Below are 22461 nucleotides of genomic sequence, written 5' to 3'. Positions count from 1 at the left end.
CAAAAAAGGAGCATCCCTTGACGATCCAACGCTGTGGCTGGTGCTCTGATGATTCTCTGTATACTGCTTACCATGATCAGGAATGGGGACAGGCGCTGCATGATGAAAAACGCCTATTTGAAATGCTGTGTCTGGAAGGGCAGCAAGCCGGTTTAGCCTGGATTACTGTACTCAGAAAACGTGAATCTTATCGCAAACATTTCTTTCAATATTCTATTGAAACGATTGCTTCTTTTACAGATGAGCAACTCACCGCAAAACTGCAAGATGCTAGTCTAATTCGGCATATCGGTAAACTGACTGCAATTCGCGATAATGCCCGGGTCTGGCAACAGCTTAAATCTCAAGAGATTAATGTGGTCACATGGTTATGGTCCTTTGCCCAGCAGCCCCGATTGAATAATGATGTGGCAGATTATCGCCAGGCTCCGGCACAAACCATTGAAAGCCAGAACATGTCCAAAGCCTTAAAAAAAGCAGGCTTTAAGTTTGTCGGTCCTACGATCTGTTATGCCTTTATGCAGGCAGTCGGCATGGTCGATGACCATGAAAATCACTGTCACTTTAAAACAATATCCTCCCATTCAAATAAGAGCTGAATCTATGTCCAATAATACTATTCACGCTTACGCCGCAATGTCTGCGGGTGCCGCCCTGGAACCTTATCAATTTGATGCGGGTGAACTTCAGCCGCATCAGGTCGAAGTGAAAGTTGAATACTGCGGCCTATGTCATTCTGATATTTCAGTACTCAATAATGACTGGGGGTCTTCAGTATATCCTGTGGTGGCCGGACATGAAGTCATCGGCACCATTACGCAACTGGGTTCTGAAGCCAAAGGCCTAAAAGTAGGTCAGCGTGTCGGTATTGGCTGGACTGCGGAAAGCTGCCAACATTGTGATTCCTGTATTTCAGGTCAGCAAGTATTGTGTACTGGTGGTCAGGTTGCAACCATTGTCGGCCATGCAGGCGGTTTTGCGGATAAAGTCCGTGCTGGCTGGCAATGGACAATTCCCTTACCTGAAGATCTGGACCCGGAAAGTGCCGGTCCCCTGCTCTGTGGCGGGATTACCGTATTTGATCCGATTCTGAAACATCAGATTCAGGCTATTCACCACGTTGGTGTCATTGGTATTGGCGGTTTGGGACATATGGCGATCAAGCTGCTGAAAGCTTGGGGTTGTGAAATTACCGCCTTTACTTCAAATCTGGATAAAACTGATGAACTAAAAGCCATGGGTGCAGACCATGTAGTAAATAGTCGTGACCCAGCAGCGCTTAAACTGCTTCGTGGTAAATTTGACCTATTAATGAGTACTGTGAATGTTACATTGGACTGGCAGGCTTATTTATCAACACTGGCACCAAATGGCACTGTACATATGCTGGGCTTACCACTGGAACCCATGCAAATTTCTGCAGGTTCACTGATTGGTGGTGCTAAATCAGTGACTGGCTCGCCAACAGGTTCACCAGCAGCTTTACGTCAGTTATTGAAATTTGCGGCACGTAAAAATATTGCGCCACAAATTGAGTTATTCCCAATGTCGGAAATTAATACTGCGATTGAACGTCTGCACTCAGGCAAAGCCCGTTACCGGATCGTACTGAAAGCCGATTTCTAATTTGTCCTAATCATTAGTAAATCTAGATCTGCCCTAGCCTCATGTTAGGGCAGATTTTTTTATGGCTGTATTTGCAAATAATTGGTTTATAAATATTTAGCCAGCTTCTGAGCCAGAAATTCAATAAATAGATGTACCCGTTTAGGCAAATGCTCCTGACGGTAATAGACCGCATGAATTTTTTGATAATGCAGCTCAATCTGCTCTTCAAATAGCGCCTCTAAACGACCCGCCTGTAAGTCGTCCTCGACCAGAAAGCGTGACAGACAAGTAATACCCACCCCATATAAAGCCAATTGACGAACCGTTTCCCCATTGGGTGCTCTAATCTTTGGCTTTACAGTGATAGGTTCGCCATTTAGCCGTACCGGCCAGGTGTTCAAATGCGTAGGCTGACTAAATCCCAGTAAAGTATGCTCCGATAGATCTGCCACTGATTGCGGTCTGCCCTTTTGCTGTAAATATTCAGGGCTAGCCACAATATACAAACGGCTGCGGCATAATAATCTGGCATGCAGACTGGAATCATGCAGTTCTCCAAAACGGATCGCGACATCGGTTTTATGTTCCAGCAGATCAATCACCTGATCATGATTATTCAGTTCAATTTCAATCTGGGGATAGCGCTGCATAAATTCCTGAATTAGCGGCACGATTACATGCAGCACAAAAGGCGTCGCTGAATCCACCCGAATCAATCCTGACGTATCACTATCTGATTTCAGTAAAGCATCTTCAGCTTCTGCCAGATCATTGAGAATTTTGCGTGCCTTTTCTAGAAATAGCTGGCCCTCTTGAGTCAGTTTGAGTTTACGTGTGGTTCTTTCTAAAAGAGTGACATTTAATTTATTTTCCAGACGTTGCAGCGCCCGACTGACACCCGAAGTGGTTTGTCCCAAACGTTCTGCCGCCATGACGATAGAACCACTATCCACAATGGTGACAAAAGCCTGTAATTCTTCAATCGTTGATTTCATTTGTCACTCTTTTGTTGATTTTCGGTCAATAATATTTTGCAAATTCAGCTATTTTTTCGCAACAATAAAAAGCACACAATACTTAACATCGAAAATACTTAAAGATTAAAGCTATGAATATTGTTCCTCAATTTGGTGTCGGTACCTTTCGCCTGTCTGGACAGACCGTCATTGATTCAGTCAAAACAGCATTGGAAGTCGGTTATCGCGCTGTAGATACGGCACAGATTTATGCCAATGAAGCGGAAGTGGGTCAGGCTATTGCAGAAAGCCAAGTTAATCGTAACGAGCTGTTTATTACTACCAAAATCTGGACAGATCATTACGCACCAGACAAATTAATTCCAAGCCTCAAAGAGAGTCTGCATAAATTGCGTACCGATGCAGTCAATCTGACGCTCATTCACTGGCCTGCACCTCGTTTAGGCGTTCAAATTCCTGAGCTAATACAGACTTTATTAGAAGCCAAACAGCAAGGTCTGACTGAGCATATTGGTGTGTCCAATTTCAATATTGAGCTGACCCAACAAGCGATTGATACGATTGGTCTGGAGCATATCGCCACCAACCAGATTGAACTCAGTCCTTATTTACAAAATCAGCGTCTGGTGAATTTCTTACAATCTCAGAAGATTGATGTCACCTCTTATATGACACTGGCTTATGGCAAAGTGCTGAATGATCCTGTCCTGCAAGGGATTGCTGCCCAGCATCAGGCTTCGACTGCACAAATTGCACTGGCTTGGGCCTTACAAAAAGGCTTTGCTGTGATTCCATCTTCAACCAAACGTGAACATCTGCTTGCCAATCTGGCAGCGCAGGAGATACAGCTGACCCAGGAAGAAATGGCCTTGATCAGCACCCTGGAGTGTAATGGGCGCGAAGTCGATCCGGACCAGCTTGCACCTATCTGGGACTAAGCAGAAACCATGAAAATTAATTTTCCTTTGCTTGCACTGGCGGTTGGCGCCTTTGCAATTGGTACCACTGAATTTTCTCCTATGGGTTTTCTGCCAGAAATCGCCCGCGATCTGGAAATTTCTATTCCTCGTGCCGGGATGCTAATCAGTGCCTATGCCTTAGGGGTAATGCTGGGTGCACCGCTAATGACCCTCTGGTTAAGCCGTTATTCCAAACGTAAGTCTCTCATTTTATTGATGGCGATTTTTACGATTGGCAATATTCTGGCGACATTAGCGCCTAATTATCTGGGGCTGATGGGGGCACGCATCATCACCAGTCTGAACCATGGTGCTTTCTTCGGAATTGGTTCGGTTGTCGCGGCCAGTGTCGTTCCAAAAGATAAACAGGCCAGTGCCGTGGCCATGATGTTTATGGGCCTGACCATTGCCAATATTGGCGGGGTGCCACTGGCAACCTGGATAGGACAACACATTGGTTGGCGTATGGCTTTTCTAGGTATTTCCCTGCTTGGTTTGTTGACCATGTTCTCCCTATGGAAAGCCTTGCCAGAAGGCCAAAGCAGTCAGAAACCGGATGTAAAGCAGGAGCTGCAAGTCCTGACTCGCCTGCCTGTTGTTTTAGCTTTATTGACCACCGTAATGAGTGCGGGAGCCATGTTTGCTCTTTATACTTATATTGCGCCAAGTCTGCAAAGCTTTACTAAAGCCTCACCGGCATTGATTACTTTAATGCTGGTGTTGATCGGGGTAGGTTTCTCGATTGGTAATCATTTGGGTGGCAAGTTTGCAGATCTATCCTTAGATAAAACCCTGATTGGCTTTTTAATCTTGCTCATGCTGATGATGCTGCTCTTTCCGATTCTGGCAAGCACAGCTGTTGGCGCAGGTCTGGCATTAATCATCTGGGGTGCCGCTGCCTTTGCCGTAGTTCCACCTTTACAGATGCGAGTCATGTCTGTAGCTTATGATGCGCCTGGACTGGCTTCTTCGGTAAATATTGGTGCCTTTAACCTCGGGAATGCTTTGGGTGCGATTGCGGGTGCCAGTGTGCTGAATCTGGGACTTAGCTATAGTGCGGTTTCATTTGCTGGTGCTGGGCTGAGTGCTGTTGCTTTGCTTTTAGTTTTAATTCAAATGAAACTGGTTCCACAGCAAGATATGACTACGCAGCAATGCCCTTAAAACTTCTTTCAAAAAAAGTCCGCCTAATGCGGACTTTTTTTATTGGTTATTTAACGTAAAGCTTCGGGTAACACAGGCGTTATCACAGGTTTAGCCAGTTCGGTTTTCATCTTTTGCAGCATCTGATAAGGCTGCTGCTGCACAAACATATTCACAAAGGTTAAAGGAATTGAACCTTCAGGATTGGCATAGCCATAAGTCGATACCTTGACCTTGTTATTGGCCAGTTTCTGGAAAGTCCAGTCTCCCTGATAATCAGTCAAACGTACATAATTCGGATTTAGGGCATACCCAGTCTGAATCGCTTTATTCTTAATGGTGATCTGACCATTTGCATCCTTGATCATTTTACCCTGCACAATCAGATCACGATCTTTTAAAGGGAATGGAAAATCCAGCACCATATACAGGGTAAAATCACCTTTTTTATCATCACGCGACAGTACCTTGATACTGCCCATATAAGGCACCCATTTCACTGCATGATCAACATCCAGAATCAGAGAAACGGCATTCTCAATCGGGACATTGTAGGTGGTTTCGGCTTTATAGAGAAAAACGGGATTCCGCTCATCCTGATAGGTCCAGACTTTAATATTATTTTTATTAATGCTGAGTTTGGCATTCTGCACAGAGGTCGACTGTGCTGTAGCGGCAAAGGCTACAGCACACGCCATTAATATTAATTTCTTCATTCCATTGTCATCTTATTTTAGTTTTAAGTTATTTTTATATAGGATTTTGACGAAAATTTATACTTGAATATCGTTAAAACCAAGTACGTCCTTCATGTCATATTTACGTGCATCACGACCAACGACCCAAGCTGCTGCACGTACGGCACCGGCTGCAAAGTTCATACGGTTGGTAGCTTTATGTGTAATTTCAACGCGTTCGCCTTCCCCAATAAACATTGCAGTATGTTCACCGACGATATCACCGCCACGAATAGTCTGAAAACCAATGCTTTTACGTTCACGTGGACCCGTATGTCCTTCACGGTGATATACCGCATCTTTTTTCAGATCACGACCCAGTGCTCCAGCAATCGCTTCACCCATCATGAGAGCTGTACCTGATGGCGCATCCACTTTATGGCGGTGATGTGCTTCGATCACTTCAATATCGACCGTATCACCAAAGACTTTAGAGGCAAGTTCTAGCAGTTTGATCGAAACGTTCACACCAACCGAATAGTTCGCTGCATAGACCACTGAAGTTTCTTTTGCAGATTCATCCAGATAAGCTTTTTGTTCGTCATTCATACCAGTAGTACCAATCACGATCGCAACACCATTTTCACGGCAGATTTTAAGATGATTCACCGTCGCAGCAGGCGCAGTAAAGTCGATCACTACGTCACAGTCTTTAACTACTTCTTCAAGATGGCCGACAACCTTTACACCCAAGCTCCCTACACCAGCCAGTTCACCGGCATCTGCTCCAATCAATGAGCTTTCAGGGCGCTCAACAGCTGCTGCCAATTGGTAACCGGCTTCTTTCACCGCCTGAATAAGGATGCGTCCCATACGGCCGCCTGCACCTAAAATCCCAATGCGTGGTGTCGCTGACATAATATAGTCCTGATGTTGATTCGAAATTGCTCTTACTATAGCAAAACTCGCTCATAACACTAAGATTGATCGCATAAAAATCAATGAAAAGAATTAAAGAAGGTCATGAGGGATTTTGATATGCAGTCGATATAAACAATAGTTTATGGACGAGTAAAAAGAAAAATAATTCCATTAGAGGAATAATGATTAAATGCTTAGTCAGAGATAAACTCATTTAAAGAAGAATTCCAGTTAATAAGAATTAAATTTTAATTATAAATAATTGAATTTAATAAGATAAAAATATTTTTCCATAATATGTATGCTCTTGATTTTTCATATTCAGATCATTTGCATTTAAGGAAAATATATTGAAACCCTAGTTTGACCGCCTCAGCAATATAAGTCCCACTGATATTATTGAACTAAATACCCATCATCGCGTACTGAAGCATATGCCTTTAGCGCATGGTATTATTTTCGATGAAACACCATGGATTGCTTTGGTAAATGAAAGGATAAATCCATACTTTTTTAAATTTAGGAATGTTTAAGGATTAAGCATCAAGTAGTTGACCACCTTCTAAGCTGGTATATCCACGTTCTTTAAAGATCAACACAATCGCTTTTTTATAATCTTCACAATTGACATACTCCCACCATTTTCGTTTTCACTCAAGTGGGGGATTCTAAAAGCAAAGCTCTTAGGCGACTTCCTCACGGATTTCGCTTGCTTTCTGCTTCTTAGGGCGACCTTTACCGCATCCACCCTCCACAGACAAAACGGCATGTCCTGCCGACAATATATTACGAGATGCGTTTAAATCCGCATTCGCAACATAACCGCATCCGACACACTCAAATTTAGCTTGAGTTTGTCGGTTTTCTTTTGCTACATGACCACATTCACAGCAGGTTTGACTTGTGTACTTCGGATCAACTTTTACAAGTAATCCACCTCGCCATTCTTGCTTGTATTCCAACATACCAATGAGCATGCCCCAACCTTGATCTAGGATTGATTTGTTTAAGCCTGACTTAGCTTTTACATTCTTTCCTTGATTTTCGACTGTGCCACTTGCTGACTTCGACATATTTGCTACTTTTAAATCCTCAACAGCAATCATTGCGTGGTTTTTGCTAAGCGTTGTAGTGATTTTTTGCAAGTAGTCATGACGAATATTGGCAATATGATGATGTAGTTTATTGATTTTAAAATTCAGTTTTTTCCAATTTTGACTAAATTTAACTTTCTTTCTCTGCTTCCGTTGAAGTCTAGCTAATTTAATCTGATTGGTTTTAAAGCTATTGATCGGGTCAAAGACCTGACCATTTGAGGTGGTGATTAATTTCTTAACACCAAGATCAACACCAATCGCTGATTTTGATGGGTGGATCGGCATTTCAGTAAGTTCTGTTTCAGTACAGAATGAAACGTACCAACGTCCTGACACCTTACTGATCGTCACATTTTTTATTGTGCCTAGAATCTCTTGCGACTTCCTGAATTTAATAACACCTACGCCATTAGGGAGTTTCAGTTTATTTCCTTTAACCCAACAGTATTTATCGAATTGTACAAGGCGAATGGAATCATAACCGTCTGATTTTTTCTTAAATCTAGGCATAAGTGGGCGCAACTGAACCTCAGTGCCATCAGCCAATTTAAAAAATTTAGGTTTCTTAGGTTTGCGCTTTTTTTCTTTTAGTCGAGTATGTTCTTTAGGGTTAAAAAACTTCCCCCATGCTGATGCAAGATCACGAACTTTTTGTTGAAGTGACACAGCATTTGAATTTCCATCTAAAAAGCTAAACTGAGGATTCTTTTTCAGTGCTGTTATCTTTTTTACTAGATTCACCGCATTAATGTGTTCATTTTGAGCAAACATTTCAAATGAAATTGCTAATATTTGATTCCAAACAAAGCGTGCAGAGCCAACAAGATTATTTAAAATAACCTCTTGCTCGACATTAGGCTCAAGCCTAAATTTATAAGCTTTGTTGATTTTCATTAATGAGTGTGCATCTGTTAATATGGTGCTGATTTTAACATTCTAGGTATAAGTTTTCAATGAGTGAGATATATAAAAACCGACATTCAGCCTTTAATCTTCATGTTCATTTAGTTTTTATAACGAAATATCGAAAAAAAATACTAGGTGAGTTGCATCATAAATATTTTAATGAGTGTGTAGCTGAAATATGTAAAGATTTTGATGCTGAATTAAAGGAATGTAATGGTGAATCCGACCATGTTCACATGCTTATTCAGTATCCACCAACGGTACAGTTAAGCAAATTGGTTAATAATTTAAAGTCTGTAACAAGTAGAAGAATGCGAAATGAGTTTTTAGACTTGAGAGGGAATTATACAAAACCTGTTTTATGGTCAAGATCATATTTTGCAGGGTCTTGTGGTGGTGCGCCTTTGGAAATAATCAAACAATATATTCAGAATCAACAAGGTTGAAATTTGTGAAATTCACCTCCACCCTGACTGACGGGTGGAGTCCTCTTTCACTTGGAGATAGATCAGCACAAGGACAGTAAGGTACGACAGGAGTTATACCGAGCGAACCCATACGAAAAACCCCGGCAGGATGCTGGGGTTTTTCTTTTAGAATTTAAATTAAATTCATCCTTTAGATATGAAAATATGTGACATACATCACATTAAAAAATCCATTTTCTTATATATTTTGCCACTTGCTCAATTTTATGAGATTAATGATTAATCTTATATTTCAATTATTTAAATAACATAAAATTACATTAGTAAACATAAGTACACACAAAAAACATCAATATCTACATTTTATGTCAACATTTTTGCCAAGTGTACTGAGTAGTACACTATTTTTAATACAAGGAAATTTATATGAAATTAGTTCAATTAACTTTTGCCGGGGTAGCGTTAATTGCTGCATCACAAACTTTTGCTGCTGAAGAAGTAGCACAAACAGCTCCTGCTGCAACTGAAACAGCTGCATCTGAAGTTCAAGCTGCTGAAGCACCTGCAAGTGAGGCTCCAGCATCAGAAGCTCAAGCCACTGAAGCGCAATAATATGATAGGATTTATATTTCTCTGCGTGAGGGATATAAATCCTTCTTAAAAAGCTAATACTATTAAAAGAATAATTTTCTTATCATTTCTATCTAATAATTAACTCATACGCCTTTCCCGAATTTAAGCCATAAAAAAAGACGCCTGAGCGTCCTTTTTTATCTATCCAGATCAGTCAAACAACCGATCAAAGAAAGATTTTTTCTTTGGAGAAGACTGGCTGCCCTCATCTTCCATGGTCGCTTGCAATTCTTTCAACAGTTCACGTTGACGCGCAGTCAGGTTCACCGGTGTTTCTACAACAACACGACAAAGCAGATCACCTTGCATGGTTGAACGTACTGGTTTCACGCCCTTACCACGTAGGCGGAACAGTTTACCAGTTTGCGTACCTTCAGGAATTTTCAGGCTGACACGACCATCTAGTGTCGGAATCTGAACTTCTTTACCCAAAGCCGCATCCGCAATTGAAATCGGCACATCCATATACAGATCTGCGCCATCACGTTGGAAGATTTCGTGTTCACGTACCACGACTTCAACGTATAGATCACCTGATTGGCCATCACGAATCGCTTCACCTTTACCAGTCAAACGTACGCGGTCGCCATTGTCCACACCGGCTGGAATAGTAACTTCCAAAGTTTGCTGACGGTCAGATACACCTGAACCATGACATTTATTACATGGATTCTTAATGATCTTGCCCTGGCCACGACAGGTACTACAGGTTTGCTGTACCGAGAAGAAACCTTGCTGCATACGTACCTGGCCGGCACCATGACAGGTTGAACAGGTTTCAACATCGTTCGGATTTTTAGAACCTTTACCATCACAGGCGTCACATGGCGCTGGTGCAGTAAAAGTAATGGTTTTCTTAACGCCTTTGACTGCTTCTTCAAGCGTCAATTCCATCACATAGCGTAAGTCTGAACCACGGCGTTGACGTTGCTGGCCACGGCCCCCCCCACCAAAGGCTCCACCGAAAATATCCCCAAACTGGCTGAAAATATCTTCCGCACTGAAACCACCGAAGCCGCCAGCACCACCGCCCATACCACCTTCAAAGGCTTGATGGCCCATACGGTCGTACATGCTGCGTTTTTCGCTGTCTGACAGAACTTCATACGCTTCTGAAGCTTCTTTAAACTTCTCTTCAGCTTCAGGATTGTCCGGGTTACGGTCTGGATGATATTTCATCGCCAACTTACGGTAGGCTTTTTTAATTTCATCATCACTAGCGGTTTTAGAGACGCCCAAAACCTCATAATAATCACGTTTAGCCATGTCTGGCGATGCTCCTCACGGAATTCTATTTAATATTGACTGTGGTCTAAAATTGGGGTTAAACCCAGCTTTACAAGGGGAATTCTGAAAAAAAAATTGAAAGCTTAGAATACGGCTTTGTTTTGAGAAAATTTGAAGATGCCTTTGAACCAGGCATTAATGAGGAAAATAATGGCAATAAAGCTGAATACTACACCTGCGACTGTGCAGGCTTTCACCCAAAGCTGGCTATCCCAGGCGAAGAAAAATAGTGGAATGAACCAGAGCGCTGCAAAAATCGCGAGTACTGAATAAATTACAATATTACGCATGATCCAGAGTGCCTGTGCCTGTAACCAGACTTCGGCATAATCAATCTGGGTCACCTTACGTGCATACCAGTAGGCGAATATGCCGCTCACCACTGTAAACAAAGCAAAAAACATGAAGACATAAGCCATCGCCACGGAGCGTCGCATCTTGGTGAGTGTGTCTTGAGTCATGTTTAGTCAACCTTAGTGTGCGGCCCAGCACAAGCGAGTTCCGCAGCAGTATGTCTTTTTTGAATTATTAAAAAATCAGGTACTACTATATTGAAATTTTCAATATTTCGCACCTGAAATTATGACAAATTTAAACAGAATTTAAACTTTTTTTCACTTTAAACCATTGTGCATATAAGGCTGGCAGGAAAAACAGCGTTAATAGCGTTGCCACGATCAATCCTCCCATAATGGCAACCGCCATTGGCCCGAAGAAAATGCTTCTGGATAAAGGAATCATGGCCAGAACGGCAGCCAGTGCAGTCAGGACAATCGGACGGCAACGGCGCACTGTGGCATTGATAATGGCATTCCATTGCGACTCACCGGCCTGAATATCCTGTTCAATCTGGTCAATGAGAATCAACGAGTTACGCATGATCATTCCTGACAAAGCAATCGTACCCAGCATGGCCACAAAGCCAAAAGGTTTATTGAAAATTAACAGGAATAAGACCACGCCAATAATGCCCAATGGCGCCGTCAGGAAGACAATAAAGGCACGTGAAATACTTCTAAGCTGGATCATCAATAAAGTCATCACCACCGCTAAAAATAATGGCATACCCGCATTCACTGAGTTCTGCCCTCGCGCAGATTCTTCAACTGTCCCGCCTACCTCTATTAAATAGCCACTTGGCATTTCTGATCTGAGCTGTGCCAACTGATCTTTCAGCTCGTTGACCACGGTTGCCGGTTGCAGTTGCGTCCGGATATCAGCCCGTACCGTAATGGTCGGCAAGCGATTCCGATGCCAGATCAGGCCTTCTTCAAAGCTGTATTCGATCTTGGCAATCTGGGCCAGAGGAACTGAACTCCCATTCGTAGTCGGTACTGCCAGACTACTCAGTGAACCGACATCGACACGTTCAGCCTGATCACCCCGTAAGCGGATTTCAATCAGCTCACGTTTCTCACGGTACTGATCAATCGCAGTTCCAGAAATTGAGCTATTCAGGAAATTCGCCAAATCGCTACTGCTTACTCCCAACTGACGGGCGCGGTCCTGATCAATATCCAGCTTAATCACTTTACTTGGTTCACCCCAGTCCAGATGCACATTGGTGGTATTCGGATTGTCTCCGACCGTTGCTGCAACTTTCTGTGCCCATTGGCGGACTAATCCCAAGTCTTCACCCGATACGCGGAACTGTAATGGATAGCCAACGGGTGGGCCATTTTCCAGTAGAGACACTCGGGTACGAGCTTCTGGTAACAGCACCCGAATCTGGTCACTTAAAGATTTACGGATTTCATTGCGGTCTTCAAGTGATGAAGCCAATACCACAAACTGGGCAAAGCTGGCTTGCGGCAATTGCTGGTCTAATGGCAAATAGAAACGCGGTGAGCCGGTACCGACATAGACCACATAGTTATCAATCCCCTCCTGTTTGGACAGGAAGTTTTCAACTTTTTTCACTGCCGCTTCAGTCGCTTTTAATGAAGCGCCCTCTTCCAGTTTCAGATCTACCAGAATTTCGGCACGATTCGATGGCGGGAAGAATTGTTTTGGCACCAGATTAAACATCAAAATGGATAGCACAAAAATCCCGACAGTCGCCGCAATGACCGTTTTACGGTAGGTGACACAGATATTCACCCAACGGCGAAAGCCCTGATAGAACTTGGTTTGATAAGGATCATGATGTTCACCGGCATGATGCACCAGCGGATCCGGTTCAGGGCGTTTGCGTAAACGCGCCCAGAGACGTTGATACCATGGCGCTCTTTGCACCAGATCCTTGTTAAAATCTGGCAGGAGTTTATCACCCAGATAAGGTACAAACAGAACTGCGGCAATCCAGGACACCAACAGTGCCAGCGTCACCACCTGGAAAATCGAGCGGGTATATTCCCCGGTACTGGATGCTGCTGTCGCAATCGGCAGGAAACCGGCAGCAGTAATCAGGGTTCCGGTCAGCATTGGAAAAGCAGTCGTCCGCCAGGCATGACCGGCCGCCTGTAAGCGGCTAAAGCCTTGCTCCATTTTGATTGCCATCATTTCTATGGCAATGATCGCGTCATCGACCAGAAGGCCAAGTGCCAGAATCAGGGCACCCAGAGAAATCTTATGCAGGCCAACATCAAACAGTTGCATCCCGGCAAAGGTCATCGCCAATACTAACGGAATCGAGAAAGCCACCACCAAACCAGTACGGAACCCGAGTGAGAAAAAACTCACCAAGAGAACAATAATCACGGCCTCGGCCAGAACTTTCATAAATTCATTAATACTGCGTTTCACTGCTACCGGCTGATCTGAAACTTTTTGCAGATCCATTCCTAAAGGCAAAGTTTTCTGCAAACGGGCAAATTCCTGTTCCAGATTTTTACCCAAGGCAATAATGTCACCGCCTTTACGCATCGATACGGCAATACCGATGCCATTTTCGCCCATAAAGCGCATACGCGGTTGTGCTGGATCAGTAAAGCCACGATAAACCTCCGCTACATCGCTAAGCTGGATGGTCTTGCCATTCACTAGTAAAGGTAATTGCTGCAGTTCTTCGACATTATTCAGCGCACCACTGACCCGCACCTGAATCCGGTCAGAACCGGTTTCAAAAAAGCCCGCCTGAGTCATGGCATTTTGCTGCTGCAGTGCCTGCTGAATGGCAGTCACCGGAATACCCAGTTGGGTAGCTTTGGTGTTGGAGATTTCGATCCAGATTTTCTGGTCCTGCAGACCGATCAGTTCAACTTTGGCGACATCCTTGACCCGTTGCAACTGTAACTGTAAACGGTCGGCATATTCTTTAAGCGTCGCATAATCGAAGTCATTGCCCTTGATGACATAGATGTTGCCAAAGGTATCGCCAAACTCATCATTAAAGAATGGACCTTGTACGCCTTGCGGCAATTCATGGCGAATATCATTGATTTTCTTACGGACGTTATACCAGACATCTGAGACATCCTTGGAAGCCAAGGAATCCTTGGCAATAAAAGTCACCATGGATTCCCCCGGACGGGAATAGGCCATGATCCGGTCATACTGTCCGGTAGTCATCAACTCTTTTTCAATCCGGTCGGTAACCTGTAAGGATACTTCTTTAGCACTGGCACCCGGCCAGTAGGTCTGGATTACCATCACCTTAAAGGTAAACGGCGGATCCTCACTTTGTGACAGTTTGGAATAGGATACGATGCCCACCAAACCGAGCAGGATCATGAAATACAGTACCAGACCTTTATTCTTTAAGGCCCATTCAGACAGGTTAAAGTTCATGTTTAACTCCCTGCCTGAATTTTCACACTACGGTTTTCACGGTCAATCGGATTGATTTTTTGCTGGTCACGCAGCAGATGCACTCCACCAATTACCACATAATCATCAGCCTTTAACCCACTGAGAACTGGTACAGAATCACGGCCATAAGCACCCAGCTGCACCGGCACTTTGCGGATGGTATGATCCGGCTTGACTACCATTACATAGGCCTGCTGATCGGTCGCTGAAACGCTGGATAAAGGAACGCTAAGGATATTGTCCTGACTGTTCTGGAAGAACACCCGGGCACTCTGACCGAGCTGGATCTGGCTATTACCTTCGCGTAAAGCCACTTTCACCCGGAAGGTACGCGATTGATCTGCTGCAGGTGAAATCTCACGAACAAAGGCGGCGAATTTTTCATTCGGTTTGGACCATAACGTGACCCAGGCCGGCTGACCGGTTTTAATTTCGGAAATCGCCTGTTCAGGAACCCCAATCACGACTTCACGCTCACCGGCTATCGCCAGTTCAAAGGCCGCCTGCCCTGCTGCAACGACCTGACCAATTTCGATATTACGTGCAGTAATTACCCCACTTTTATTGGCAATGAGCTGGTTATAAGCAGTCTGATTTTTAGCCGTATCATAATTAGACTGGGCCTGTTTCAGATTTGACGCGGCTGCCTTATATTGGTTTTCAATCGCATCATATTGCGAACGGCTCACGGCATTGGTGGGTAACAGCTGCTTGAAACGCTGTAATTCATCCTGAGCAATTTTACTGGCCGATTGAGCACTTTCCAGCTGGGCACGTGCTGCATTTAATTGAAGTTGAGCATCTTTCACATCTAGGGTCGCCAAGACCTGCCCCACTTTTACCTGATCGCCCACATCGACAAAACGCTGGGTGACCTGCCCGCCTACCCGGAACGCCAGTGCTGTTTGCTGACGTGCCTGGACATCACCGGCATAGCTTTTCAATTCCTGATGTGAAGTTTTCGGTGTGGTCACCATGACAAATGGAACTTCCTGTTCTGCTGCAGCGCTGTCCTTGCTACATCCTGAGAAAGCCATACTGCATAGGACGATCATGCCAGCCAGTGCGCTCTGTATCGTGATCATTATTGTTCGCTCTTATCTAATCATCATTTTTAGGGCAAAATAGGTAGATATATAAATTGCTTATTTTTTAATTAATATACCACCCGGTACACTAATTAGGATTCTGCAGTTAAAACAATGACCATATTGAATTTTTTTGGATGAAATTGTGCAAATACCGGTTGGACGGCCCAAGGATCTGGAGAAACGCCAGCGTATTCTGAACGCAGCGAAACAGCTGTTTTTACAGCATGGTTATCATGGTTCCAGCATGAACCAGATTGCGCTGGAAGCCGGGGTGACCAAACTCACTGTCTACAATCATTTTCAGGATAAGGCCACGCTGTTTAGCTGTGCGGTTGAAGAAACCTGTGAGGCAATTCTGCAAGAATCTCCTAAAGTTCTGCAGCCTGATAGTGATTTTCAGCAGGAGCTGTATCAGATCTGTCTGCGCTCATTCAATATTGCCAATCTGCCGGAAGCTCTCAAACTGGACCTGCTCATCATGCAACTGGCCTATGAAAAAAATCCGTTGGCGGAACGTTTTTATACAGCCTCACATATCAAGCTGAATCAGGCCTGGCATGATTTCTTTGAGCAGGCGCAGCAACATCAATTTATCCAGACTGATGATCCGCAGCATCAGACCGAACTGATGGTGTCCTTACTGTTAGGTATGCGACATCACAAAGTCTTACTGGATTTAAGCCCGTTACCTGACATGCAGCAACGCCATCAGATCATTCAGCAGGCCATCGAGATCTTTATGCTGAAATATGCAATTTCCCGTTAAATTTCTTCTATCTGGCCTGATCCTTGCAACAGCGTAAGGACTAAAATTCATCCAATTAGCAACAAATGATATTCAACTTTTGTCTGCAAAAGACTTGGATTGTCATGCAGTCGGGGTATAGTCAAAGGAAGAATCGGAGGGATATAAAAAATGGTTCAACAGATTGATGCACCTCTACGCGAAGACGTACGTTTACTGGGTAATTTGCTGGGAGAAACCCTGAAGTTACATGCGGGGCAAGATTTGTTTAATCAGGTCGAGCAAATTCGGGCCTTATCGAAAGGTGCTCGCGATGGACAGGTTGAAGCAGAAAAACAGCTGGAACAATTATTCCTGACTTTAGAAGATCATGAAATCCTGCCATTAACCCGTGCCTTCACCCATTTCTTAAACTTTGCCAATATTGCCGAACAGTACCATGTGGTACGTCGTCGCCGTCAAAGCGAATTTGAGGAAAGCACAGAATCTCCAAATCCTCTGGTTCCTTTATTTGAAAAATTCAAACAGCAAGAAATTTCTGCAGAAACCTTATATCAGCAAATCTGTGAATTAAAGATTGAACTGGTGCTGACCGCACATCCAACAGAAGTCAGCCGACGCACCCTGATCCAGAAATATGATGGCATCAATAATGCCCTGTCCAAATTCGACCAGCAGAAGCTAACCCCGCGTGAACGTCAGGCAGTTTTGGCTGACTTAAAACAGCTCATCAGTTCTGCCTGGCAAACTGATGAAATCCGTCAGCATCGTCCAACCCCGGTGGATGAAGCCAAATGGGGCTTTACGACAATTGAACAAACCCTCTGGAATGCTGTACCCAAATTCATCCGTGAACTGAACGGCATGGTTGAGGAACAATGTGGCCAGACTTTGCCGCTAGATGTTGCTCCGGTACGTTTCGCTTCCTGGATGGGTGGCGACCGGGATGGCAATCCGAATGTGACGCATAATGTGACCCAGGAAGTATTGTGGTTGTCGCGCTGGAAAGCAGCCGACCTGTATTTGCGTGATATTGAAAACCTGCGCTGGGAACTTTCTATTCAGCAATGCAGTGATGAAATTACACAGGCGTTAGGCCACCAACATCCTGAACCGTACCGTGAATATTTACGCGATATACGTGAACGTCTAAAAATTACCCGTGCTTGGCTGGCTGAAAAACTGCATGGCAAAGATGCGGATGATAGTCGGGTGATTAAAAGTAAAGATGAGTTATTAAAACCGTTACTGACCTGTTATCGCTCATTGATGGCGTGCAATCTGGCAGAACTTGCCAATAGTAGTCTGTTGGACCTGATTTATCGGGTCAACTGTTTCGGCATTGAACTCCTCAAACTGGATATTCGTCAGGAATCTGGTCGTCATCGTCAGGCCATTTCAGCCATTACTGAATATCTGGGTCTGGGTAATTTCGAAACTTGGACTGAACAGGCCCGTCAAAACTTCCTGTTGCAGGAACTGCAAAGTAAACGGCCTCTACTACCTAAACACCTGAATGAACCAGCGGGTAGCCTGATTAAACATCCGGATGTGCAGGAAGTGTTTACCACCATGCGCACATTGGCCGAACAGCCAAGTGAGTCTCTGGGTGCCTATATTATTTCCATGGCCGAATACCCAAGTGATGTGCTGGCTGTCTTGCTGCTGCAAAAAGAAGCTGGGATTAAACAGCCTTTACGGGTAGTACCTTTATTTGAAACCTTAAAAGATCTCGACGGCGCTGCTGACACCATGTCGACACTCTTTAATATGCACTGGTACAAACAGCATATTCAGGGTAAGCATGAAGTCATGATTGGTTATTCGGATTCGGCCAAAGATGCCGGCTTTATGTCAGCCAACTGGGCACAGTACCGTGCGCAGGAAGAACTGACCGCAGTTGCTAAACAGCATGGTATCCAGCTGACCCTGTTCCATGGTCGTGGCGGTTCGATCAGCCGCGGCGGTGCACCCACCCAGCAAGCCTTGTTCTCGCAACCACCAGGCTCTATTTCAGGCGCTATTCGGGTGACTGAACAGGGTGAAATGATCCGCTTTAAATTCGGTCTGGAAGAAATCGCACTACAAAATCTGGAAATTTATACAGCGGCGACGCTGGAAGCGACTTTATTACCGCCACCTGAACCAAAACCGGAATGGCGTGATCTGATGCATAAAATGACTGATCTGTCAGTACAAGTCTATCGTCAGACGGTACGTGAAAATCCGCATTTCGTAAAATACCTGCGTACCGTGACCCCAGAACTGGAACTGCAAATGCTGCCGCTTGGTTCACGTCCTGCCAAACGTAAGGTCAGCGGTGGAATTGAATCCTTGCGTGCTATTCCCTGGGTCTTCGCCTGGACCCAAATCCGTCTGATGTTACCAGCCTGGCTGGGTACCGGTGCCGCATTAAATGAGGTACTGGATCAAGGGCAACGTACAATTCTGGATGAGATGCTAACCGAATGGCCTTATTTCCAGACCTTAATTGATATGCTGGAAATGGTACTCTCCAAAGCAGACAGCAATGTCGCGCTCTATTACGAATCACATCTGACTCAGGATGAAGACCTGAAAGAGCTCGGCACGGAACTGCGTCAACGCTTGCAAGATGCCATCCAGACCCTACTCACTTTAAAAGATGAATCAAAACTGCTGAGCAGTAATGGTGTCTTGGACCAGTCCATGACCGTGCGTAAACCTTATCTGTTACCGCTCCATTTACTGCAAGCCGAACTGATGAAACGTCGTCGGTTATATCTGGAACAGCAGCAGGCTGAACACACTCCGGTCGATCATGCCTTGATGGTCAGTATTGCCGGCATTGCCGCCGGTTTACGAAATACCGGTTGATTTTTTCCCTTCCATTTAAAGCACATCTACACGATGTGCTTTTTTATTGATCAGTCAATAGCCAAAAAAAGCTTTATTTATATATCAAATTAAAATTACTTATAGAAGTTGAATATGAATTGTCCGGGAATTAATCCACTGATTTAACTTTAGTTTTGATTTAAAAAACTTTTACCGCACGGTAAAATATCAAATAAAGTCATAGAATTAATTTGAACAAAAATTTTGTTTCAGTGATTAAATCTTCTAAAAAACAAGAGTATGATGTGCACAATTTATCTTTTGAGTGCTCATTTTATGTCCAATTGGTTTCCCAAGTGGCGCCCTTATGAGGGTAGTATCGATGCACGACCAGTAGGTACCGCAGAGTATTTACCGCCTGCCCAGACCCTGATCTTGGGGGTACAACATGCCTTTGCCATGTTCGGAGCGACGGTACTGGCGCCATTTCTAATGGGTTTTGATCCCAATCTGGCCATTTTAATGTCGGGGATCTGTACCATCCTGTTCTTCCTGATCACGGGTGGTCGTGTACCAAGTTATCTGGGTTCAAGCTTTGCGTTCATTGGGGTAGTGATTGCGGCAACCGGTTATGCAGGTGCTGGCGGACTGAATCCAAATATTGGTGTCGCCGCTGGCGGGATTATTGCCTGTGGTGTGCTTTATGCCTTGATGGGTGTTCTGGTCATGGCAACGGGAACCCGCTGGATTGAAAAATTGATGCCGCCTGTCGTGACCGGTGCGGTGGTGATGATTATTGGTCTGAACCTGGCCCCTGTGACCGTGAAAAACGTCATGGGCAATACCTTTAATATGTGGATGTCACTGGTGACCGTGCTGTGTATGGGTTCCATTGCGGTGTTTACCACAGGTCTGGTACAGCGTTTATTGCTCTTGATCGGTTTATTGCTGGCTTACTTCATTTACTACATTTTAAGTAATGTAATGGGCTATGGCACTGCAATTGATTTTGCGCCCATTCAGCAAGCTGGCTGGTTTGGTGTTCCGAGCTTCCATGCGCCTGTATTTGATACCAATGCCATGCTGATCATTGCACCCATTGCCCTGATTCTGATTGCAGAAAACCTGGGACATATTAAAGCGGTGGGTGCCATGACCGGGGAAAATCTGGATCCGCATATCGGTAAAGCCTTTGTGGCGGACGGTATTGCAACTACCTTGGCAGGTGGTGTGGGCGCACCGGGTATGACTACCTATGGTGAAAATATTGGTGTGATGGCCGTTACCCGGGTTTACTCGACGATTATCTTTGCTGTTGCCGGTGTATTTGCAGTATTCCTCGGTTTATCGCCGAAATTTGGTGCGATTATTCATACCATTCCAACAGCGATTTTAACCGGCGCCTCAATTGTGGTCTTTGGTCTGATTACTATTGCCGGTGCGAAAATCTGGATCGAAAATAAAGTCGATTTTTCACAGAACAAAAACCTGATGGTGGCAGCAGTAACGATTATTCTGGGTACGGGTGACTTTGCCCTGACCTTCGGTAACTTTAACCTAGGTGGAATTGGTACAGCGACCTTTGCTGCACTGTTCCTGAACTGGTTCTTTAGCCTGGTCGATAAAAAATAATGTGAAGACTTAAATTTTCAAGCAGCCTCCGGGCTGCTTTTTTTATATCGCAAGAATTGTTTAAATAGGCCTGATCTTTTATATGAGCATCCTGCCGATGCGTCTGGATTTTTTTGATTTACGTCTTTTTCTCAATATAGTCGACACAGGTAGTCTGACCAAAGGTGCTGAACGCTCTGCTATTTCCTTACAGGCAGCCAGTGAGCGGATTAAAAAGCTGGAACAGCAATATCAGGTCAGTCTGTTCAGCCGCCATTCTGCTGGGGTAAAAATGACTTTTGCGGGACAGGTCTTTGCTGAACATGCCCAAGCCCTGTTGCAACAGGGACAACAGTTGTCTCAAGCCATGGCCGGCTTTAGTGAAGGACTCCATTCCAATATCAGCTTATGGTGTAACTCTTCAGCACAAAGTGAGTACCTTCCCCTATTATTGCCCCAGTATCTGGTGAATAACCCAAATATCCAGATCGACCTCAAAGAAGCAGAGAGCAATGACATCATTGCGGCTTTGGCGAGTGGTACTGCCAAGCTAGGACTTATTTCCAGCTTTTTTCCTGCGCCACAATTACAGACTCTGGAATTTTCAGATGATCCTCTGGTGCTGATCTGCCCTGAACAACATGATCTGGCAACGAATCAGGCATTAACATTAGCAGACTGTCTGAATTATCCCTTTGTTGGTCTGATGCAATATCACTCTTTGCAGCAGTCGATTGAAACCCAGGCTCGCTTGCTGAACTGTGAAATTCAATACCGCTTACGCTTACCAAATTTTGCCGCCATTGCCCAAGTTGTGGCCAATGGTGTAGGTATCGCGATCATGCCAAAACGTGCTGCACAACGTTTGTCGAAGCTCTATGCATTTCAGCAAATCCAGCTGACAGGAGATTGGGCCAACCGCAAGTTATTGTTAGCTGCGAAGAACTTTGATGAACTGAGCACCGCCTATCAGCACTTTAGCCAGTTCCTCATTTCTGCGGATGTACAAAAAATCCTGAATTAAATCCAGCCAAATTGATGCAGCATCATATAGCTGCCTAAGGCGATCAGGCCGATAAAAAATACTGTCCGGAATTTCTGTTCAGAGATACGGGAACGGATTTTCTTGCCGAACCACATCCCGATCAAGGCCGGAATCAGTGCAATGGCCGACATGGCATAATCAATCGGCATATCTTCCACCGGGTTTTGGTGCAGGAAAATTGCCAAACACACCGTTGAGGTGGTAAATACCAACCCTAAGGCCTGAACCAGATCATCACGTTTTAAATGCAGGGTTTGCAAATAAGGCACGACTGGAATTACCACTACCCCAGTTGCCACGGTCAAGGCCCCCCCGAGATATCCCATAATCGGAGAAAGCCACTTTTCGTGCTGGCTTAAATCTGGCATCCGTTTCGCCAGTAAACCATATAAGCCATATAGGGCAAGCATCCCGCCCAGTAAGGCTTCACTATGAAATTCAGAATGGCCTAAGGTCGGGAAAATACTCCAGACTGAACCCACGATAATACCTGCCAGCAATAGCCAGAAACGGCGAATCAGTTTCAGCACATGACCTTCGGCAAAGAGTTGCCAGAAATTGGTCAGCATCGAAGGCACAATCAGTAAAGTTGCTGCCTGGAATGGGCTCATAAACATGGTCAGCAAACCCATGGACACCGCAGGCAGACCTAATCCAATGGTGCCTTTAATCAGGCCAGCCAGAGCAAAAATAGCAATAACAAAAGCAGTCATCTGATGACCCTAAATTGATTTAAGCCCATGCTATAGAAATCACGAATAGAGTA

Annotated in this window: 19 protein-coding genes; 10 read left to right on the top strand and 9 right to left on the bottom strand. The window is 44.5% G+C overall.

What is annotated here, in order from left to right:
- Window positions 1-17: 17 nt before the first annotated feature.
- Complete coding sequence (locus FTU01_RS07130) at window positions 18-599, top strand: DNA-3-methyladenine glycosylase I (RefSeq protein ID WP_180138601.1); 582 nt, start codon at window positions 18-20, stop codon at window positions 597-599.
- A 4-nt stretch (window positions 600-603) separates the two neighbouring features.
- Entirely contained in the window at window positions 604-1626 is a 1023-nt protein-coding gene (locus tag FTU01_RS07125; RefSeq protein WP_180138600.1) for an NAD(P)-dependent alcohol dehydrogenase, read from the top strand.
- An 86-nt stretch (window positions 1627-1712) separates the two neighbouring features.
- Here FTU01_RS07125 and FTU01_RS07120 read toward each other — a convergent pair whose 3' ends face one another.
- Window positions 1713-2603, bottom strand: a complete 891-nt coding sequence (locus FTU01_RS07120; RefSeq protein WP_180138599.1) for a LysR family transcriptional regulator — start codon at window positions 2601-2603, stop codon at window positions 1713-1715.
- A gap of 113 nt (window positions 2604-2716) precedes the next feature.
- Between FTU01_RS07120 and dkgB the strand changes: the two genes are divergently transcribed.
- Together dkgB and FTU01_RS07110 are read left to right on the top strand one after the other, a co-directional pair.
- Window positions 2717-3523: a 2,5-didehydrogluconate reductase DkgB gene (gene dkgB, locus FTU01_RS07115; RefSeq protein ID WP_180138598.1), complete on the top strand. Its 807-nt coding sequence runs from the start codon at window positions 2717-2719 to the stop codon at window positions 3521-3523.
- Window positions 3524-3532: 9 nt separating this feature from the next.
- Window positions 3533-4708, top strand: coding sequence for an MFS transporter (locus tag FTU01_RS07110; RefSeq protein ID WP_180138597.1), 1176 nt, complete (start codon window positions 3533-3535; stop codon window positions 4706-4708).
- A gap of 50 nt (window positions 4709-4758) precedes the next feature.
- Here FTU01_RS07110 and FTU01_RS07105 read toward each other — a convergent pair whose 3' ends face one another.
- The 3 genes from FTU01_RS07105 to FTU01_RS07095 form a co-directional block, all read right to left on the bottom strand.
- Complete coding sequence (locus FTU01_RS07105) at window positions 4759-5403, bottom strand: START domain-containing protein (protein WP_166135385.1); 645 nt, start codon at window positions 5401-5403, stop codon at window positions 4759-4761.
- 57 nt (window positions 5404-5460) lie between these two features.
- Complete coding sequence (gene dapB / locus FTU01_RS07100; RefSeq protein ID WP_166135388.1) at window positions 5461-6282, bottom strand: 4-hydroxy-tetrahydrodipicolinate reductase; 822 nt, start codon at window positions 6280-6282, stop codon at window positions 5461-5463.
- 686 nt (window positions 6283-6968) lie between these two features.
- Window positions 6969-8276, bottom strand: coding sequence for an RNA-guided endonuclease TnpB family protein (locus FTU01_RS07095; protein ID WP_180138596.1), 1308 nt, complete (start codon window positions 8274-8276; stop codon window positions 6969-6971).
- A gap of 59 nt (window positions 8277-8335) precedes the next feature.
- On the opposite strand from FTU01_RS07095, the gene tnpA reads away from it, so the two are divergent.
- Both tnpA and FTU01_RS07085 read left to right on the top strand, forming a co-directional pair.
- Complete coding sequence (tnpA, locus tag FTU01_RS07090; RefSeq protein WP_180138595.1) at window positions 8336-8734, top strand: IS200/IS605 family transposase; 399 nt, start codon at window positions 8336-8338, stop codon at window positions 8732-8734.
- 408 nt (window positions 8735-9142) lie between these two features.
- A complete protein-coding gene (locus FTU01_RS07085; RefSeq protein WP_004780424.1) occupies window positions 9143-9328 on the top strand; it encodes a hypothetical protein in 186 nt (61 codons plus the stop codon).
- A 171-nt stretch (window positions 9329-9499) separates the two neighbouring features.
- Here the strand turns inward: FTU01_RS07085 and dnaJ are convergent, their stop codons facing one another.
- The 4 genes from dnaJ to FTU01_RS07065 all read right to left on the bottom strand — a co-directional run bounded on the left by dnaJ (window position 9500) and on the right by FTU01_RS07065 (window position 15471).
- Window positions 9500-10615: a molecular chaperone DnaJ gene (dnaJ, locus tag FTU01_RS07080; RefSeq protein ID WP_180138594.1), complete on the bottom strand. Its 1116-nt coding sequence runs from the start codon at window positions 10613-10615 to the stop codon at window positions 9500-9502.
- Window positions 10616-10719: 104 nt separating this feature from the next.
- The gene (locus FTU01_RS07075) at window positions 10720-11097 is read right to left on the bottom strand and encodes a hypothetical protein (protein ID WP_104426832.1); all 378 of its coding nucleotides are present in this window, start codon (window positions 11095-11097) and stop codon (window positions 10720-10722) included.
- Window positions 11098-11227: 130 nt separating this feature from the next.
- Window positions 11228-14365: an efflux RND transporter permease subunit gene (locus FTU01_RS07070; RefSeq protein WP_180053066.1), complete on the bottom strand. Its 3138-nt coding sequence runs from the start codon at window positions 14363-14365 to the stop codon at window positions 11228-11230.
- A 2-nt stretch (window positions 14366-14367) separates the two neighbouring features.
- Window positions 14368-15471, bottom strand: a complete 1104-nt coding sequence (locus FTU01_RS07065) for an efflux RND transporter periplasmic adaptor subunit (RefSeq protein ID WP_180053065.1) — start codon at window positions 15469-15471, stop codon at window positions 14368-14370.
- Between the two features lie 148 nt (window positions 15472-15619).
- Between FTU01_RS07065 and FTU01_RS07060 the strand changes: the two genes are divergently transcribed.
- The 4 genes from FTU01_RS07060 (at window position 15620) to FTU01_RS07045 (ending at window position 21674) form a co-directional block, all read left to right on the top strand.
- On the top strand, window positions 15620-16243 hold the full coding sequence (locus tag FTU01_RS07060; protein WP_180012127.1) for a TetR/AcrR family transcriptional regulator: 624 nt from the start codon (window positions 15620-15622) through the stop codon (window positions 16241-16243).
- A gap of 150 nt (window positions 16244-16393) precedes the next feature.
- On the top strand, window positions 16394-19078 hold the full coding sequence (ppc, locus tag FTU01_RS07055) for a phosphoenolpyruvate carboxylase (protein WP_180138593.1): 2685 nt from the start codon (window positions 16394-16396) through the stop codon (window positions 19076-19078).
- A 297-nt stretch (window positions 19079-19375) separates the two neighbouring features.
- Entirely contained in the window at window positions 19376-20671 is a 1296-nt protein-coding gene (locus FTU01_RS07050) for a solute carrier family 23 protein (protein WP_180025639.1), read from the top strand.
- Between the two features lie 97 nt (window positions 20672-20768).
- The gene (locus FTU01_RS07045) at window positions 20769-21674 is read left to right on the top strand and encodes a LysR family transcriptional regulator (protein WP_180138662.1); all 906 of its coding nucleotides are present in this window, start codon (window positions 20769-20771) and stop codon (window positions 21672-21674) included.
- Here FTU01_RS07045 and FTU01_RS07040 read toward each other — a convergent pair.
- Window positions 21671-22408 carry a sulfite exporter TauE/SafE family protein gene (locus FTU01_RS07040; RefSeq protein WP_180138592.1) on the bottom strand — a complete coding sequence of 246 codons (738 nt, stop codon included), beginning with the start codon at window positions 22406-22408 and terminating at the stop codon, window positions 21671-21673. The two genes, FTU01_RS07045 and FTU01_RS07040, sit on opposite strands and share 4 nt — an antisense overlap.
- Window positions 22409-22461: the final 53 nt, after the last annotated feature.

It is taken from the genome of Acinetobacter sp. YH12043, assembly GCF_013419915.1.
Taxonomy (GTDB): Bacteria; Pseudomonadota; Gammaproteobacteria; order Pseudomonadales; family Moraxellaceae; genus Acinetobacter.
This window is presented reverse-complemented; position numbering and strand designations above follow the sequence as displayed.